Origin of the sequence: Pseudodesulfovibrio sp. zrk46 (assembly GCF_012516435.1) — a bacterium.
Classification (GTDB): Bacteria; Desulfobacterota; Desulfovibrionia; order Desulfovibrionales; family Desulfovibrionaceae; genus Pseudodesulfovibrio.
In genome coordinates, this window is sequence record NZ_CP051216.1 from 1,834,217 (window position 1) to 1,851,081 (window position 16,865).

The window sequence follows — 16,865 nt, forward strand, 5'->3', positions numbered from 1 at the left end:
GGCCTTTCTTGTTGCGCCACGATAATAATTGCGAAGATCGGTGAAGTGGTGATTGATTGTAGATATGAAAAAAAGGCGGTTTTCTGTGTATAGCTATCGCACACTGGTATTGTGCATATTGTTCCTCGCCGGGGTGTTTTTCGCCTTGCCGGTGGTGGCCGAAGACAGTGTGGTCAGGGTTCATAGCGATATCTGGATGCCATATAATGGAGTCCCCGGGTCCGATGAAGAAGGGTATGCCGTCGACATCCTGCGCGAGATATTCACCCCTCACGACATTCGGGTTGAGTATGCCGACAGGTCATGGAATCGATCGGTCCTGGGTCTGGAGCAGGGCGGGACAGATCTGGTCATTGGCGCGTTCAAATTCGAGGTGCCGAATTGCATCTTTCCTGAAACCACCATTGGCGAGACCGTAATGGGGCTCTATTCGACAAATCCCCATCTTAAAATAAATGATTACGATGGTCTACGAGATCTGAAGATCGGCATCGTTAGCGGGTGGGGCTACCGGAAGTGGCTCCTGGAAGATGCAGAGAAGCATCCTGAGAATTACATACGCCTTTATGGGGATGAAGCCTTCCCGAAGCTGATGGAGTTACTGCTGGCTCACCGGGTGCAGTTGATCCCCGGTTCCTCGATGGTGATGAACTATCAGATCAAGCGCAATGGTCTACAGGACAAGGTCTTCTTTGTCGGGTACGGGCCGTCGCCGAAATCGGAAAAGTTGTATTATGCCTTCAGTCCATTGCACCCTGAGCGGTCACGGCGGCTTGCGAAGATTGTCGACGACGGCATGAAGAGGTTGCGAGAGTCAGGGAGACTGGCTGCAATACTCGCCAAATACGGCCTCAGCGATTGGGAGTGAAAATAGTCCATTCCAGTTGCTCTTTTCTTTCCCGGACAGTAGTAGCCATTATAAGGAGTGGATTATACGATTCTCATGTACCCTTGGTGGGAGAATGGATTGGATGTGTCATTTCCCCCGATCGAGTTAGGAGCTTCTTTTGCGCTACGTGGTAATCATTTTCTGTTTTCTGCTTTCATTAATTGCCGCTCGGCCTGCCTGTGCCGGGGAATCTCTCGTGCTGTCGACCGTCGAATGGTCCCCTTTGGCCACGGAGCATCTGGAGAGCAAGAGGCTGGTCGTTGAGATAGTCCAAGAGGCTTACCGAAGGGCCGGGATAGAAACCAACGTTGTATTTGTGCCGTTCAAGCGAGCCTTGCAAATGGCTGAGACTGGCGAAGTCGATGGGCTGGTTGTTTCAAGTCTCACGCCGGAGCGTGCCGAGTATATGTTTTTCTCGAAGTGGAAATTCGAGAATGAAATAAGTTTCTGGGCGCTGGAAAGGCCCAAGACAACATACGAGGATATTCAAGAGCTCTGTCCGGGGAAAGTCGGTGTGCTTCGGGGTTCACATGTTGCGCGGAAAATCTCCTCCCTTGAATGCCTGGAACCGGTGCTGATCAATTCAAAGAAGTTCATTGCCCAATTGCTGCAGGAGGGCAGAATTGATTATGCAATTGAAGGGAGACGTGAGCTTCGTTACTGGGTGAACAAGGATTGGGGCGGTGATTAAAGGAGGCAGGTCCTTCCGCTCTCTCCGCCCCTTTTTGTCGATAAATACCACACGACTCTTGCGAAGACGCGCCCTGACGCTTTAGTCCTTTTGAAAGCCTTTGACACGGCAATCCGGGAGATGTGGGAGGATGGGGCCATGTAAAAAATCATATCTTCCTACGATAAGTAGCATTGTTTGATCTTTCTCCCTGCATGATCGCAAGATACCAATGGATGGCATCTCATTTTCCCATCCCTCAAAGCAAGAAGCCTCCCTCCGGATGACCGGGGGGAGGCTTTTAAGAGAGCCGTGTTATGTCCGTTACGCCTTGCTCATCCGGCGGCGGAACCCGAGCAGGCCGACCAGACCGGGCCCGAGCAGCAGGGCTGCACCCGGGAGGGGAGTGGGGGCAACCTGCATGTTGAAATTGGAAATGGCCGATGCAGCGGTATAGGTCCCATCTGTATGTGCAAATGCATCAGCGTATGACGCAATCATAAGGTAATAGGAAGCATCGGTCATGAGCTGAAAAGTTCCTGATCCTCTGTGAAAGACGGAATCTCCGAGATTGCCGGAAAAAGATTCTCGGAAGATACTCTTGCTGCCGGATAGGTCCACTCCCCCTGCGTAAGAAGCCCCTTTGCTTCCATCTATGTGTGGGGCGTAATCTACGGCGACACCGGTAAAGTCGAAGTCGTAGTTAACCTGGACCGGGCCTGCCGGATTCTCTCCAGATACGAGCTTGAACTCCATAATAACATTCCGGCTTAGGGATTGTGATCCCTGACCAAATGGGTCCAGGGCGTTCATCGTGCTGTGATAAGAAGCGATGGTTTGCGTTCCTGCAGAAAGTGTTTCCCCTTCAGCCGCATAATTCCAACCGCTATTCTCATAAGGTTTATTAATAAAATCAATAATTTGAAATGAATATGCCTGTGCCATCTGCGGTATCAGCAGGAGGGCAAGCAACAATACGGCTAAGAATGATCTCTTCATGGCAACCTCACTTTTGATATTTGATCGACTGTAAATACAAGAAGTACGCCAAGTGAAAGGAAGGTGAATCATTGCAGGTTGTAGTAGAGGGAGGGGGTAAACCTGCATGCTGGAATCTTGGTTTTTCGGAAAAAACCAGACGACGCAGGTGCAACAGCCCGAATTGAAATTCATGTTGATTGTCAATTTTTCACACAATCGTTGTATTGGGCTATCTTCTCACACAGTAATACGGCATTATTATACTATTCAGGTGGACTATGACGAGGCGGTTGCCGTAGCCAACCAAATGATGAGCTAATCGCGCCCATTGCTGTGGGGACAAAAGAAAGAGTGAGATGATCGTGGCATTGGCGGTATTGAATCCGGATCGGAACCATTATTCTGTTTGTAAAGCTCGCTTCACAAAGATCATTGCCATTGTTCTTTGTCTGGCCAGCCTTTGTTGTGTACACGTCGTACTTGCCCCTTCGGCATGGGCGCAGGATTCCAAGCCCGTGCGACTGGTCGGATTCGATTATCCCCCGTTCTATCAGGACGAGGATGGTGTGCTGGACGGCATCGCCGTAGAGCTGGGCAAGCAGTTGTTCGCTCGCCTGGAGATGCAGATGTCCCTTTCGGTGTTCCCGCTGAAGCGATCTCTTGAAATGCTCGAAAACGGGGAGGCGGACGCCACCCTCATTCTGATCAAGACCCCCGAGCGGTCGAAGTATCTACTCTTCTCCAATGCGGTCATGACCGTGCGTGGATTGATATGGTCTGCCAGTGGTCTCCGGGAGCGGGCTGTTCATTTCGACAGGCTGGAAGATTTGAGGCGGTACAAGATCGGCGTGACGCGTGGCTATAGCTATGGCCCGAAATTCGATGAGCTGCTCAAGTCCATGCACGTGGACGTGGCCAACAGCGATTACCTCAATTATGTCAAGCTGGTGGCTGGAAGAATCGAGATATTTCCCGGCAATGAGATCGTGGCGGCGGGGCTCTTCAAGAAGCACCCCGAACTGCGCGGCAAGGTCGTTCACTCCGACAAGTCTTTCATCGAATGGGTGCTTCGCATCGCTGTGAGCAAGAAATCCAAGCTTGTCGACATGATGCCGCAGATCAATGAAGAGCTGGGAAAGATGAAGGTCGAAGGCGTGATCGACGCCATTATCAGGAAGTATACCGAGTAATAGCTTTACCTATTGTCATTGGTGAAAAAAAGTCCCGGAAGCAGAACGCTTCCGGGACGTTGTCTTTGTCAGGAATGGATAGGCTATTTTGCAGCCATGCGAGCTGCCTTGAGCCAGCTATTCCACTTCTCCTGGTTGTTGGCGATCCATTCGTCCACATGTTTGGCGATGTCCTTGTCGGACTTTTCACCTTCATTCATGCGGGTGTTCTGAGCGGAGATGTCATTGAGAGTGAGCTTGAACTCTTCCATGAACTTGCGTGCGGCAGGATTGGCTGCGGTGAATTTCTTGTTGGCGACGATCTGGATGTCGGACACGACAAAGCCGAGTTTGATCGGGTCGGAAACTGCGCCCTCGACGTCGGAAACGGTCATGCGGTCTTCACCCGGAGCCTGTGCTGCTGTGGGCATGATCTCAGGGACGTTGATCCACATGACGTCCTTGCCGGGCTTCAGCTTGAAAACGGTCCAGTTGGGGGTCCAGGTGTAAAAGAAGACAGGGCCTCCGGCCTTGTATGCTCCGATGGCAGCAGCCATGCCTGCCTCGTAGGAAGCCTTGACCGGGGTGATGTGGTCTTCAAGGCCGTACACTTTCAGGTGATGGCCGATGACATTTTCACAACCCCAGCCCGGAGGGCAGGCAGTCAGGTCTGCCTTGCCGTCGCCGTTCTGGTCGAATGCTTTTTTCACTTCAGGGCGTTTAAAGTCTTCCAGAGATTTGATGTTGTACTTCTCCACGAGTTTCTTGGAGACCAGATATCCCTGCAGTCCGCCAGCCTTGACGACGTAACCGACCTTCTCGGCCTTGTCGTAAAAATTCTTGGGAAGCTGGCTGTCGTGGTTGGGGAACCAACCGTTTGCCCAGTAGTCCACATCACCGAGGGCTACGGATTTATAGAAAATCGGATTTTGCAGGTCTTTCGGTTTTTTTACCGTGTAGCCCAGTTCTTCCAAGCCTCGACGGATCAAAGCTTCCTGGAAGAAGCCGGTATTCCATGTGGCGCGGGCGGGCTTGACGGTAATGCCTTTGCCCGGGGTTTTGTCCATGGCCAGGCAGCTGGTCGTCATCAAAATGAAACAAAGCAGTACACCCAAAATACGTCGCATAAACTCTCCTTGGTTATAGTTGACCCTGCCGCCTGATGCGCTTGGTGGCGGCGCTGTCCCTCCTCAGGAACTAAGGGCGATAAAAAAGAGCAACAAGATGTCGCTCCGTTTGTGGCTGCATTGCATGTCAGCCAATTGTACAATAATAATAATGGGTTCTCCGCAACTCCGGCTGGAGCCTGCTGAAACCCTCTAGTTGAAATATTCTCCCGGGCTTATTCGGTGATTATATGCAGTAAAGAACATAATTAATTAGTGTAGTGTGTACTTTTATGAAATAGTGTATTTTATCTTTACTATTTAATGTAACTTTTTAATGTTGCTTTAAATAGTACAGTAATAAACCGTATACTACACTAGTATTAACTGTTGTGAGATGTTAGTCTTTGATGTTGTATTAAATTGAGATGTTGACACTATACAAAATAGTAAAGATTGTCAAATTCACAAAATGCAATGGCTTTGGTTGATGAAGAGTCATTGATATATTATAAAATTGGTTGTGTCGAAATGCTGAGTTTTGATATTAAAATGAGACTCGTTTTGTGTGGTCGTATATTGTAAACGAGACTCAGGTTAAAGGGGAAAACTATGATCATTGGTTTTGAAGGAAGCCCCCGTCGTGGAGGGAACTCTCACAAAATTTTGGAAGCAATTCTGTTCGGTGCGGAGGGCGCCGGAGAGTCAGCAGAAGCAGTTCACCTTCGCGATTACGACTACAAGCCATGCCTCGGATGCGAGAAGTGTAGAAAAGATAAGATCTGTACAAGGATGAATGACGGCATGACGCTCCTCTACCCCAGGATCATTGATGCCAAAGGGCTTGTGCTGGTCACGCCCGTGCACAACTACAACGTCACCGCCTGGGTGAAGGCCTTCATCGACAGGTTGTACTGTTTCTACGATTTCAACGACGAGCGCCCGAGAGGGTGGTCAAGCCGACTTGCCGGGCAGGGGCGCAAAGCCGTAATCGTGGCCATCGCCGAGCAGGAAAAGAAGTACGACATGGGCGTGGCTCTGGAGGCGATGCGCTTGCCCATGACCGCGCTGGGGTTTGATGTTGTGGAAGAGGTCGCGATCCTCAGGATGTTCGACAGAGGCATTGTGGTGAACCATGACGACATCATGGATCAAGCCAGGAATGCAGGGCAGACGTTGGCGAAGGCGCTGGGCAAGTAAGGTGGACACTGGGCTGGTTCCAGCTTTCCATTCACCACCCGATTACAACCATTCACCTGATTCCATCTTGCGCCGTAGGCGCAACCCCTGCTAATTCTCGTTTACGCTTGAATATTGCGGTTCAGCTGAAACGAGAGAGAAAAACCATATGTTACTTGGAATCGACGTAGGCGGCACGCATACCGATGCCGTCGCCATCGACCTTGACAAAGGCGTCGAGGTCGTCACCTCATGTAAAGTTCAGACGCGTCACGATGACCTGCTTTCATCGGTCACCGAGGCGCTCGAAATCATTCTGAAAAGCGTAGACAAGGGGCAGGTATCGCAGCTTAACCTGTCCACCACGCTCTCCACCAACGCCATTGTGCAGGGCAAGACCGAAGACGTGGGTGTCATCATCTCGGCCGGTCCGGGAATCGACCCGCACAACTTCATGCCCTGCAAGGATTTCCATGTCATCGAAGGCTCCATCGACCATCGCGGCAACGAGGTTCGTGCCTTGTCTTCACGTCAACTGACCAAGGCCATCGACTCCTGTCGCGACAACGGCGTGCGTGTGTTTGCGGCCGTGGGCAAGTTCTCCACGCGCAATCCGCGCCACGAGAACGTGATCCGCCGCATGGTCTGCCAGTGTCGCGAGGTGGAAGAGTGCGATCACGCCGACTTCGTCACCCTCGGCCACCAGCTTGGCGGGGCGCTTAATTTCCCGCGCCGCGTGGCCACGGCCTACTTCAATTGCGCGGTCTGGCGGCTCTACAATGACTTCGCCACTGCCGTTGAAAAGGCGTTGGACGGCATGGGCCTGTCTCATGTGAAAGTGAACATCCTGAAAGCGGACGGCGGCACCATGCCGTTGCCCCAGTCGCGCAAGCTGCCGGTGCAGTCCATCTTCTCCGGTCCTGCGGCCTCGGTCATGGGCATCATCGCACTGACCGACATCTTCCACGACTCCGTGATTCTGGATATCGGCGGCACCACGACTGATATCGCGGTCTTCGCCGACGGCGCGCCCCTCATCGAGCGCGAAGGTATTTCCATTGGTTCACACCCGACGTTGGTCTCGGCCCTCAAGGTCCACTCCATCGGCATCGGCGGCGACTCGGCCATCTCCGTGGTGGGCGAGGAGGTCCGTGTGGGCCCCAACCGTCTCGGTCCGTCCGTGTGCATGGGCGGTGAGCGCGTTACCCTGACCGACGCCCTCAACTGCATGGGCGTCTGTGAAGTGGGCGACGTGGAGGCCTCCCGGGCTGCCATGGAGGCATTCGGGGCGCAGCACTCCATCGCTGGCGACAAGCTGGCCGAGGCTGCCGTTGATTACGCTTCGGATGCCATCCATACGGCCACGCGCGAGCTCATCGACCGGATCAACTCCAAGCCCGTGTACACCATTCACGAACTGGTGGAGAACAAGCGGGTCATCCCCAAGAAGGTCTACCTCATGGGCGGTCCGGCAGAGGCCATGAAGATGCCGTTGTTCCGGCGCTTCCAGCTCTCCACCGAGGTGCCTGCCAACTTCGACGTTGCCAACGCCATCGGCGCGGCCCTGACACGTACTACATGGGAGCTGGAGCTCTTCGCCGACACTCAGCGGCATGTCCTGTTCATCCCGTCCCTGTCCTACCGCGAGAACGTACCCACCAGTTACGATCAGCAGGATGCGGAGAAGGATGCGGTGAACCAGCTGACCATGCAGCTCGACTCCATGGGCGTATTCCTCCAGACCGAGGACGCCCAGATTACCCACACCTCCAGCTTCAACATGGTGGAAGGCATGGAGCAGGTGGGCAAGAACATTCGCGTGAAATGCCAGGTCCGCCCCGGCGTGATTTCGACCATGGGAGGACGCTAGGCCATGCTCAAGGCAAACAACAAACTCGGCATCATCTTTTTCCCGGCATTTGACTGGGCCATCTCACCGACCCATCCCGAACGGCAGGAGCGGCTCCTCTACACGCAGGACCAACTGCGCGAGGAAGGGCTCTTCGACATCGAAGGGGTGGGCGAATACAAGCCTGAAGTGGCGTCCATCGAGGACGTGGAGCGGGTTCATTTCTGCTTTCCGGATGTGAACAGCGTGACCACGCGCTCTCATCGTATTTCTGCGGGCGGGGCCATGAAGGCCGCCGATCTCGTCATGACCGGCGAACGCGATTGCGCCTTTGCCATGGTGCGTCCCCCGGGCCACCACGCCATGAAGGTGGTTCACGGCTCTCGCGGGTTCTGCAATATCAACATCGAAGCGGTGATGATCGAGCATATCCGCGAGAAATACGGTCACAAGCGGGTCGCCATCATCGACACCGACTGCCATCACGGTGACGGCACGCAGGATGTCTACTGGCATGACCCGGACACCCTGTTCATCTCCATCCATCAGGATGGCCGCACGCTCTATCCCGGCTCCGGGTTCCCGCAGGAGTTGGGTGGCCCCAGTGCCATGGGCCGTACGCTCAACATCCCGCTGCCGCCCAATACGTCGGACGAGGGCTTTCTCATGGCCATGGAGCGGGTGGTCATGCCCATCCTTGAGGATTTCAAGCCAGACCTGATCATCAACTCCGCCGGGCAGGACAACCATTTCACCGATCCCATCACCAACATGAACTTCTCTGCGCAGGGCTACGCGGCCCTCAATGAGATGCTCAAGCCGGATATCGCGGTATTGGAAGGCGGCTATTCCATTCAGGGAGCGTTGCCCTACATCAATCTCGGTATCTGTCTCGCCATGGCTGGTGTCGATTACAGTCACGTTCGTGAGCCCAACTACAAGCCGGATCAGATTCGTCAGTCCGCCCAAACCACGGCCTACATCGAGGAGCTGTGCAGGCAGTTGCCCAAGCTCTACTTTGATCCGCCCAAGTTTGACGGCTCCGGCGATTCTCGACAGGGCGTCATTTCCGGCGGCATGTTCGTGCGTCACAAGCAGGTCTACTACGATACCGACGGCATCAACGAGGTGCAGCAGGAAACCCTGACCCTTTGCGATAAGTGTCGCGGGCTGTTCAAGGTCGAGACCCGCGCCGATTCCGGGCCGCTCTGTCTTGGTGTCGAGATTCCCATTGATGCCTGTCCCGACTGTCGGTCCAAGGGCTATCAGATCGTGGAAGAAGGGCAGCTCAAGGGTAACTATCGGTACATTCAGCTTATCAACCGGTTCGATAAGGACTACCTGCGATACGGATTTTAGAATCCGCTTTGCGGTTGCCTCCGGCGGCCAAGGGGGAAAGGGGAGAGAAGGGACCATTTGAAAATGGTCGCCCTCTCTCCCCTTTCCCCCTTGGATCCCCCTATCCCCTCCTCCCCCCTAAACTTTTTGTATGCGCATCCGCGCGGGCGAGGCAGCTTGTGAAGTTGTGCCTCTTACTCGTTGCGTCTGCTGGTTGAGATAGGGGGAGATAAGTGGAAGGGGTTGTGTCTGCGATCACCCAAAAAAGAACCCATCACCCGAGCGAAGCGAGCAATGGGATTCCAAAGGCCGACCTAATATTGTCCTTAATCGTCGTCGCGGTTGCGCACATCGTCGCGCCACTTGTTGAGGGGCGCGTAGCAGCCTTGTCCGGCGTGCTGTGATTTGCGGACTTCTTCGCCGTATTCGGGGTCGAGCATGAGCTTGCAGATGTAGCGGGTGAGTTTTTCGTCCCAGAGCAGCTCGGGGCAGCGGCGGGTGTAACCATGACGGCGGTGCGCTTCGGAACAGGGATCGCGCAGACAGCACCAGCCGCAGCCCACACAGGGCTCGTTCTCTTCGGTGAGAGCTTCAATGGCGGGCGCGTCGCTGAATATGTCGAAATCCGAATCAGACATGGTTTCTCCGTTGGTTGGGAACCACCGGATACCGTCCGTTCGGATAAAAGGCAATGCCTAGAGAATGAAATCGCGGATCACGTGCCAGCCGGTGACTATCTGATAGAGAGCGAGGGTGAGGGCGATGAGATTACAGGCCCCGTGCAGCAGCGGCAGGATGGTGCGTCGTGCTTTTCGCCGATCCATGTAAATGCCGGTGATGAGGCCGACGATGAGGAACGGGAACATGATGAATGCCGTCCGGTAATGGTCGCCGGTGACGAAATTGACCTGCCACTTGAGGCGCGCCACGGTCATGCCGCCGACCATGCCGAGCAGCCAGAGGGTGATGGCGACGCGGCCCATCAGGACATGGCGCTGCCAGAGAAATTGGGTGCGTTTACCGAGATGCTGGGACAGAAACCGCTCCATGCCAAGATATCCGGCATAAATGCCGAACATGGTGGCAATGACCTGTAACACAGGATGAAACCAGACCATGAGACCTCCCGTACCGCCAATAGGTATTGCCGGAAGTGTACACCAAAACCTGGTTTGGTCAAAGGCGGCTAGAGGTGGAGCTTGCCCCTGAGTTCCTGCCAGACAATGTCCGGGGTGAGCTTGCGCATGCAGTCGTGGTGATCTTTGGGACACTTGCGCGGGCCATGCAGACCGCAGGGACGGCAATCGAGTTTGGTCTCGGCCACGGTGGAATTGTCTCCACGCGGGAAGAATCCGAGCTTTTTCACCGTGGGGCCGAAGAGTGCCACCAGGGGGACGTCCTGCGTCCATGCCAGATGCATGGGCCCGGAGTCGTTGGTGAGGTATGCGTCGAGCTTGCCGAGATACGCGGCCAACTGCGGCAGAGAGAGTTTACCGGACAGATCAATGACGTCTTTGGAGTCGGCGGTTACACGAGACATGACGTCGCGGGCCACTTCTTTCTCGTCTGGTCCGGCAAAGAGCAGCACCTGAGCGCCTGAATTGGCGGCGTGGCTGATGATCTGGCTGAAATATTCTACGGGCCAGCATTTGGTGGGCCATGTGGAGCCGGGATGTACGCCGAGCACCGGGCGATTGGAGCAGTGGATCTTCCAGAAGAGGTCGGCATCGGCTCGAACGGAATCCGCCAGCACGAGATGGGCCTTGGGCGCTGGGGTGTCAATGCCCAGCGGCTTCAGGAGTTGATGCAGGCGCTCGATCTCTTCCAACTCGTCGAAACGGCGGGGTACGGTGTCGGTATAGGCAAAGCGATTGAACCACGGGGAGTCATAGCCGATACGGCGCTTGATGCCCGTGGCTCCGGCCACCAGTGCAGAGCGGAGGCTTTTGTGGGTGGAAATCCAGAGGTCGAAACCTTCCTGTCCGATCTCCCAGCCCAGACGCACGGCAGCGTTGAGCGATTTCTGTTTGCCGCGCTTGGCAAAAGGACGCACGGAAGTGATCTCGGGTTGGCCCTGGAAAATGGATTCCACACCAGCCCGTACAAAGAAGTGTATTTCCGCGTCCGGATACCGCTCCTTGAGCGCCGTCAACAACGGCAACGTCAGGACGGCATCGCCCAGAAACGCGGTCTGCCACACGCCTATTTTTCGGTAGTCGCTCATCGCCTCATTCTCTATCCTGTAACCCGGTTTCAGGCAATGGTTGAAATAACCGGCCCAAGACCGTATTCTGCGCCAAGCAATACAAGCAAAAAAGAGGTACGACCCGTGAAATACATCATCTTTGAAGACTTCTCCGGTGCCCCCACGCCCATTATTTTCCCCAACCGCATCGATCACGCAGACATGCGCGAGCAGATGCCCTACACCAAAGCGTTGAGCGCAGGCTATGTCTCCCATGGCCCGGCCGGCTTCAGCTGTCATGGCAAATCCAAGACCCTCGGGTTGGAAGCCAAGGCTTCTGACGCTGAGATCATCAGGGAAAAATTTGAGGACGCCGAGAGCTAGAACGCTGTTCGATCATGCAATGAAAAAGGCCGCCCCGATTGGAGCGGCCTTTTTTGTTTGCGGTATTGTGCCGTCTAACTGGCAGTTGCCTGCGCAGCTGTTTCCTTTTGTTCGACGGGGACCAGCTTTGTCTGCGGCAGACGAACGTAGCGGAATACGTAGCGCTGACCGATCTTCTTGTCGGGACGGTGGGACTTTTCCACGCACACGGGCTTGAAGCCCTTGGGCCGAATGGCCTTGGAGATTTGTTGGATCTGGGTTTCGCCCACTTCCATGATGATCTCGTCTGCCGCATCGGTGAGCTTCTCAAGAAATGCTTCCAGATCAGGAATCCAGTGGAGCATGTTCATGACGAGATAGATGTCCCGCTTGGGCAGCTCGTCCGTGGTCACATCGCATACCTCGAAGGTGCACTTCGACTTGCGGTACTTGGCGATCTCCCGGGCGACCTCCACGGAGCTCGGGTTGACCTCCAGACCAAGCACCTCTTTCGCACCGAGTTCTTCGGCCCGGAAACAGAAGTAGCCGTGCATGGCGCCGAGATCGGCTACGGTCTTGCCGGTGAAATCAAAGTTGAGGCGCATCACGTTGGCCCATGACTGGTCAGAGGCAAAGATGCCCTTGATGATGCGAAGATTGTCCACTTCCACGGATTGGTAGAAGGGGGTGTATGTCTCGGAGTCGGCCACGAACTTGATGAGGTCCGCGTATTTCTCGGGCAGGCTGGGATGACGGGTGTTCTCGTTGTCTTTGGCCCACTGCACGATAACGTCGGCGTCGCTGATGCGCTCGAAACCCGGAGGGTCCGGTACCATGTTGAGGTCAAAGCTGCGGACGCGCTTGTCCCCCTCGTGTTCTTCCTTGGGCTTGCCGGCGTTCTGCTTGATGTATGCCTTGATGCGCTGAATCTCTCGCAGCATGTACTGTTCATGGCGGTTCCCCATGTGGGGATCGAGTGAGAATGCCTTGTATACTGCGTAGTCGCCGTAATAGTTGGCGATGAGATTCATGAAAATTTCATAGATGTACAGGGAGCGGATGGCGTCGCCTTCAAAGACGATGTTCTTGTACCGGACGCCCTTGATCTCGTCTATGAGGTGCTTCTTGTAGCACTCATAGTTTTCGGGCGTGTAGTGGTACATGTCGTTGACCTCGATGCCGAGCTCTCGGCGCACCTTGCCGTTGATACCGTCCAGCCAGATGTGGTGGTAATCCAGTTCGTCCCTGAGGCGCCACGCAACCGTGGTTTTACCGGCTGCCCGCGGGCCCGTGATGAGTATGACTTTGGGACTGTGTTGGTATTCGTGCATTGTTCCGCTCCATCAACGTTGTTCGTCTTTCCGAGTGGCAATAGCGCACGTCTCCGTGTCATTAATATGACGGGAAAAGGGCACGAATTGCCGAGCACAGGCAAAATTGCACGTTGTATGCCAATATAGGAATCTTAATACGGTGTGAGAGCGGTAACGTTGCGGAACTGGCTATGATGATTGCGCTTGTTCGGCTTCCATCTGTCCGAGAACCTTGTTCGCATACCAGAACGCCACGATGGCCGAGGTCCAGACTATTCCGGCAATGGACAGCCAGAGGGCGCGTGTGCCGTAGCCCAGGCTGGTGGTGAACAAGGTGAAGAGCGCATAGGGCGCGAGCACCTGTCTGCTGATGCCCATCCAGATGGCGAACATCGGGCGCTTCATCCCCTGCAGGACAGAGGTGGAGACAAAGATGATGACGTAGCCGAACAGGGTGAAGGCATCGATGCGCAGGTACTCTGCGCCGACGCGCACGACGTTTGGGTCATCAGTGAAAAAGCGCATGAGCGGTTCGGCAAGGAGGAAAATCGGCACGGACAGCGGCAGGAGCAGGGTCGCACCGTACCGGAGGTTTTTGTGGAACGCCTCCCGCACGCGATCGAGCCGCTGGGCACCGAAGTTCTGGGCGGAGATGGTCAGGGAGGCCACGTTGAGGCCGATAGTGGGCAAGAGCACGATCTGGTCGATTCGGGTCGCGATGCCGTAGGCGGCCGAGGCTTCCGGGCCGAACTGGGAGACAAAGCGGAAGATGACGAAGAACCCGAGGGCGATGGTCATGGCGTTGAGGGCTGCCGGGAACCCCTGATGGGCGATGTCTGCATAAATCTTGAGCCGCGGGATGAGGTTGCGGCCGCTGTCGGTCTTGATCAGCCCGGTCTTTCGGGCCTTGTAGCCGAGGTAGAGGGCGCTGCATCCCTGCAGGATAACCGTGGCCCACGCCACACCAGCCGTGCCCATGGCGGGCAGGCCGAAGCCGCCGTAGATGAACCATGGGTCGAGTATCACGTTGAGGGTCGCGCTGAACATGAGCATGTTGCGGAACGATTTGGTGTCGCCCTGCGCCTGCAGCACGGAATTGAACAGGAAGATGAACACCGCGGTGAAGTTGCAGGCGAAAATCGGGTTCATGTAGGAGAGACAGATTTCGAGATACTCGCCTTCTGCCCCGAGCCATCCGAAAATGTCAGGGGCGAACGTCAGGCCAAACCACGCCAGGAAGGCGGATAGAAAGAACCCGAAGCTGAGTGTCTGGATGGCGATGCGCGCCGCCTGTTTGCGGTCTTTTGCTCCCAGCGCCGTCCCCATGAGGGCCGTGGAACCGGTGCCGATGCCGCTGGCCAGCGAGGAGATGATGAAATAGACGGGCAGTGACAAGGCCAGCGCAGCCACGGCCTGCGTGTCGATGCGCCCAGCCCACCAGGTGTCCACCACGTTGTACATGGTCTGGAAAAAGAATCCCGTGGAAGCGGGGACTGCCACCTGCCGGATTACTTCCGGGATTGGTCTGGATGTGAGGTCTGTCTTATCACTCATTGTGGTCTCGTAGTTGGCAGTGTATATGTTTCCCCGTGCTTGATACACCCCTTTATATAACAACTCGAAAACGGTCGCTGGTTCAGACGGTTGCGCTTGTTTCGGCAGTCCTGTTGCTGCTGATGTGCGGCCCGGTCCGCGCAGCGGATTTCTCCAGCGTTGTGGTGGTCTCCATCGACGCCCTGCATCCCGACGCCCTTACCACGTCCTCTGCACCACAAACCATGCGTATGCTCGAACTGGGCAGCCTGACCCGGCGCGGCATGAGTACCAATCCTCCCAAAACGCTTATCGCCCATGCCGCCATGGTGACAGGGAAACGTCCCGAGGACGGTGGACGACAGTCCAATGTCTGGAATGATGGCGAGCCAACCGTTACTGGACGCACCATCTTCCATGATGCGCAGGAGCGCGGGTATCGTACGGGCTTTTTTTATTCCAAGGCCAAGCTCGGCTACTTGAATAATCCCGGCATCGATGTCGTGGCCCTTGCGCCGGAAAACGCCATTGGCAAGGCGGTCCGTTTCCTCAAGGAAGACGGTCCCGGCTTTGCCTTTATCCATGTCAGCGGTCTGGATATCGTAGGCCCCCAGTCGGGTTGGCTGTCCAAGGCGTACCTCGAAGAGATGACGTATATCGATTACTATCTCAGCGTATTGTACGACTACCTCAAGGGCACGGGCGACTATCTGCTCATCGTGACCAGCGACCATGCGGGCTACGGCAAAGAACATGGCGGAACCACACCGGAAGAGGCGCGGTTGCCCTTTGGCGTGGTGTCCGATGTCTGCGATTTCCCGACCATGGATGACGCGCCATACTCCGTCGAGGAGTTGCCCGTTTTTCTCAGCCGCGCCCTTATGTGCCGGGCTAGATAATTATCCGATGGCGATCTGCGCCTGCGTGGTGCCGTCCTCGTCTGCAAAGGCGAAGGCCATGCGCGGGGTGTTGTGGGCAAAGCCGTAGTACCCTTCAGGCGAGATCATGATGACGCCGCCGTATCCTTTGCCGCGAATCCTGAGCACATCCATGGATTCCCATGCCGCTTCCATGGGCGACAGGTCACGCAGGAAGTCGCAGGCGGTAAATTATTCATACATTGAGGCTGCATGAATTAGTTGAGTAAGATCTTCCCAAGTGATTGATTCGGGAGAATCAGTATCAAAATCAAAAGAAGAGCCTCCTTTAGTGCTTATTAACCAAGCGTTCATTGCTTCTAAAAAGTCGACAGTTTTTATGTTCTCGATGGGAAATGAAGGGTCTTTTAAAAGAAGATGGATTTTGGCACAAAAGTCTTTGTAGTCTTTGCACGGACGGGTATTTACATCCTCCTCAAGTCGAATATGCGCGTTAATGTTACCATTGTCATCGGCATAGGCGAAGGCCATGCGGGGGGTATTATGAGCAATCCCATAATCTCCAAAATGGTCGATCAGGATAATGCCTCCATAACCTTGACCTCTATTCTTCAACACACATATAGAATTGTCTGCTGCTTGCATGGGAGCTTCGTGCCTCAGAAAGTCGCAGGCTGTTCTGCATAGCATGACGCGGAGCAGTGACTCACCGTAGCCGGTGGCCGAAGCTGCGCCGAGGCAATTGTCGGCATAGCCGCCGGAACCGATGATGGGGGAATCCCCGATACGGCCGGGGTGCTTGCGCGGGGTGCCGCCAGTGGAGGTGGCGCAGGCGAGGTTGCCGTCCTTGTCCATGGCTACCGCGCCGACAGTGTCGGACGGGCCTTGGCCGCTGAAGGCATCAATGGGAGTGAATTGCTCGTCGTTCTTGATCTTCTCGTAGAAGTCGAGTTCCCGTTCGGTCATCAACTCTCGTGGGTCCAATTCTTCAAAACCACACGTTTTGGCAAACTCCATGGCTCCGGCCCCGGCGAGGATGCGGAAGTCCTTGGCACCCATGACCTTGCGGGCAAGAGAAACCGGATGCATCAGATTGGCCACGGCACAGACCGCGCCGAAGTCCAGCTCCTTGCCGTCCATGATCAAGGCGTCCAGCTCAATGTCGCCGCGAGCGTTCAGGAATGCACCGCGCCCGGCATCAAAGGTGGGGTCCAGTTCCAGAATGTTGACCGCCTTTTCCACGGCGTCCAGCGCGGACATGCCGTCTTCCAGCAACGGATATATCTCTTCCACGGCGCGGTGTACGCCTTTGATGTGGTCATCCACGAACTTGTCGGGGATATCCCATGCGCCGCCGTGTACGATGAGTCTTGGTTTCATAATATTTATACCTGTCTGATTAAGGGTTTGGC

General features: G+C 55.2%; 17 protein-coding genes. 8 read left to right on the forward strand and 9 right to left on the reverse strand.

Annotated features, from left to right (window positions below; translation table 11 throughout):
* The first annotated feature begins 52 nt into the window (after positions 1–52).
* Entirely contained in the window at positions 53–868 is an 816-nt protein-coding gene (locus tag HFN16_RS08345; RefSeq protein ID WP_168890322.1) for a transporter substrate-binding domain-containing protein, read from the forward strand.
* A 148-nt stretch (positions 869–1,016) separates the two neighbouring features.
* A complete protein-coding gene (locus tag HFN16_RS08350) occupies positions 1,017–1,580 on the forward strand; it encodes a transporter substrate-binding domain-containing protein (protein WP_247648498.1) in 564 nt (187 codons plus the stop codon).
* A gap of 303 nt (positions 1,581–1,883) precedes the next feature.
* Here the strand turns inward: HFN16_RS08350 and HFN16_RS08355 are convergent, their stop codons facing one another.
* On the reverse strand, positions 1,884–2,558 hold the full coding sequence (locus tag HFN16_RS08355) for a hypothetical protein (RefSeq protein ID WP_168890324.1): 675 nt from the start codon (positions 2,556–2,558) through the stop codon (positions 1,884–1,886).
* Between the two features lie 338 nt (positions 2,559–2,896).
* Between HFN16_RS08355 and HFN16_RS08360 the strand changes: the two genes are divergently transcribed.
* Complete coding sequence (locus tag HFN16_RS08360; protein WP_168890325.1) at positions 2,897–3,730, forward strand: transporter substrate-binding domain-containing protein; 834 nt, start codon at positions 2,897–2,899, stop codon at positions 3,728–3,730.
* 83 nt (positions 3,731–3,813) lie between these two features.
* On the opposite strand, the gene proX is transcribed toward HFN16_RS08360, so the two are convergent.
* Entirely contained in the window at positions 3,814–4,836 is a 1,023-nt protein-coding gene (gene proX / locus HFN16_RS08365; protein WP_168890326.1) for a glycine betaine/L-proline ABC transporter substrate-binding protein ProX, read from the reverse strand.
* Positions 4,837–5,427: 591 nt separating this feature from the next.
* Here proX and HFN16_RS08370 point away from each other — a divergent pair.
* The 3 genes from HFN16_RS08370 to HFN16_RS08380 all read left to right on the forward strand — a co-directional run bounded on the left by HFN16_RS08370 (position 5,428) and on the right by HFN16_RS08380 (position 9,202).
* Positions 5,428–6,015, forward strand: coding sequence for a flavodoxin family protein (locus HFN16_RS08370; protein ID WP_168890327.1), 588 nt, complete (start codon positions 5,428–5,430; stop codon positions 6,013–6,015).
* Between the two features lie 148 nt (positions 6,016–6,163).
* A complete protein-coding gene (locus HFN16_RS08375; RefSeq protein WP_168890328.1) occupies positions 6,164–7,864 on the forward strand; it encodes a hydantoinase/oxoprolinase family protein in 1,701 nt (566 codons plus the stop codon).
* Between the two features lie 3 nt (positions 7,865–7,867).
* Positions 7,868–9,202, forward strand: coding sequence for a histone deacetylase (locus HFN16_RS08380; RefSeq protein ID WP_168890329.1), 1,335 nt, complete (start codon positions 7,868–7,870; stop codon positions 9,200–9,202).
* Between the two features lie 305 nt (positions 9,203–9,507).
* Here the strand turns inward: HFN16_RS08380 and HFN16_RS08385 are convergent, their stop codons facing one another.
* From HFN16_RS08385 to waaF, 3 genes are all read right to left on the reverse strand, one after another.
* Positions 9,508–9,819, reverse strand: coding sequence for a hypothetical protein (locus HFN16_RS08385; protein WP_348771075.1), 312 nt, complete (start codon positions 9,817–9,819; stop codon positions 9,508–9,510).
* A 57-nt stretch (positions 9,820–9,876) separates the two neighbouring features.
* Complete coding sequence (locus tag HFN16_RS08390; RefSeq protein WP_168890330.1) at positions 9,877–10,299, reverse strand: DUF4079 family protein; 423 nt, start codon at positions 10,297–10,299, stop codon at positions 9,877–9,879.
* Positions 10,300–10,367: 68 nt separating this feature from the next.
* A complete protein-coding gene (waaF, locus tag HFN16_RS08395; RefSeq protein WP_168890331.1) occupies positions 10,368–11,405 on the reverse strand; it encodes a lipopolysaccharide heptosyltransferase II in 1,038 nt (345 codons plus the stop codon).
* 105 nt (positions 11,406–11,510) lie between these two features.
* Here waaF and HFN16_RS08400 point away from each other — a divergent pair, with 105 nt between their 5' ends.
* On the forward strand, positions 11,511–11,750 hold the full coding sequence (locus HFN16_RS08400; RefSeq protein ID WP_168890332.1) for a hypothetical protein: 240 nt from the start codon (positions 11,511–11,513) through the stop codon (positions 11,748–11,750).
* 74 nt (positions 11,751–11,824) lie between these two features.
* Here HFN16_RS08400 and HFN16_RS08405 read toward each other — a convergent pair whose 3' ends face one another.
* A complete protein-coding gene (locus HFN16_RS08405) occupies positions 11,825–13,060 on the reverse strand; it encodes a methyltransferase domain-containing protein (protein WP_168890333.1) in 1,236 nt (411 codons plus the stop codon).
* 171 nt (positions 13,061–13,231) lie between these two features.
* Positions 13,232–14,596: an MATE family efflux transporter gene (locus HFN16_RS08410; RefSeq protein ID WP_168890334.1), complete on the reverse strand. Its 1,365-nt coding sequence runs from the start codon at positions 14,594–14,596 to the stop codon at positions 13,232–13,234.
* A gap of 35 nt (positions 14,597–14,631) precedes the next feature.
* Between HFN16_RS08410 and HFN16_RS08415 the strand changes: the two genes are divergently transcribed.
* Positions 14,632–15,474 (forward strand): alkaline phosphatase family protein, encoded by an 843-nt coding sequence (locus tag HFN16_RS08415; protein ID WP_168890335.1) that lies wholly within the window; start codon positions 14,632–14,634, stop codon positions 15,472–15,474.
* Here the strand turns inward: HFN16_RS08415 and HFN16_RS08420 are convergent, their stop codons facing one another.
* Positions 15,475–15,648 (reverse strand): isoaspartyl peptidase/L-asparaginase, encoded by a 174-nt coding sequence (locus HFN16_RS08420; RefSeq protein ID WP_168890336.1) that lies wholly within the window; start codon positions 15,646–15,648, stop codon positions 15,475–15,477.
* 36 nt (positions 15,649–15,684) lie between these two features.
* Positions 15,685–16,833, reverse strand: coding sequence for an isoaspartyl peptidase/L-asparaginase (locus HFN16_RS08425; RefSeq protein ID WP_210772247.1), 1,149 nt, complete (start codon positions 16,831–16,833; stop codon positions 15,685–15,687).
* Positions 16,834–16,865 lie beyond the last annotated feature (32 nt).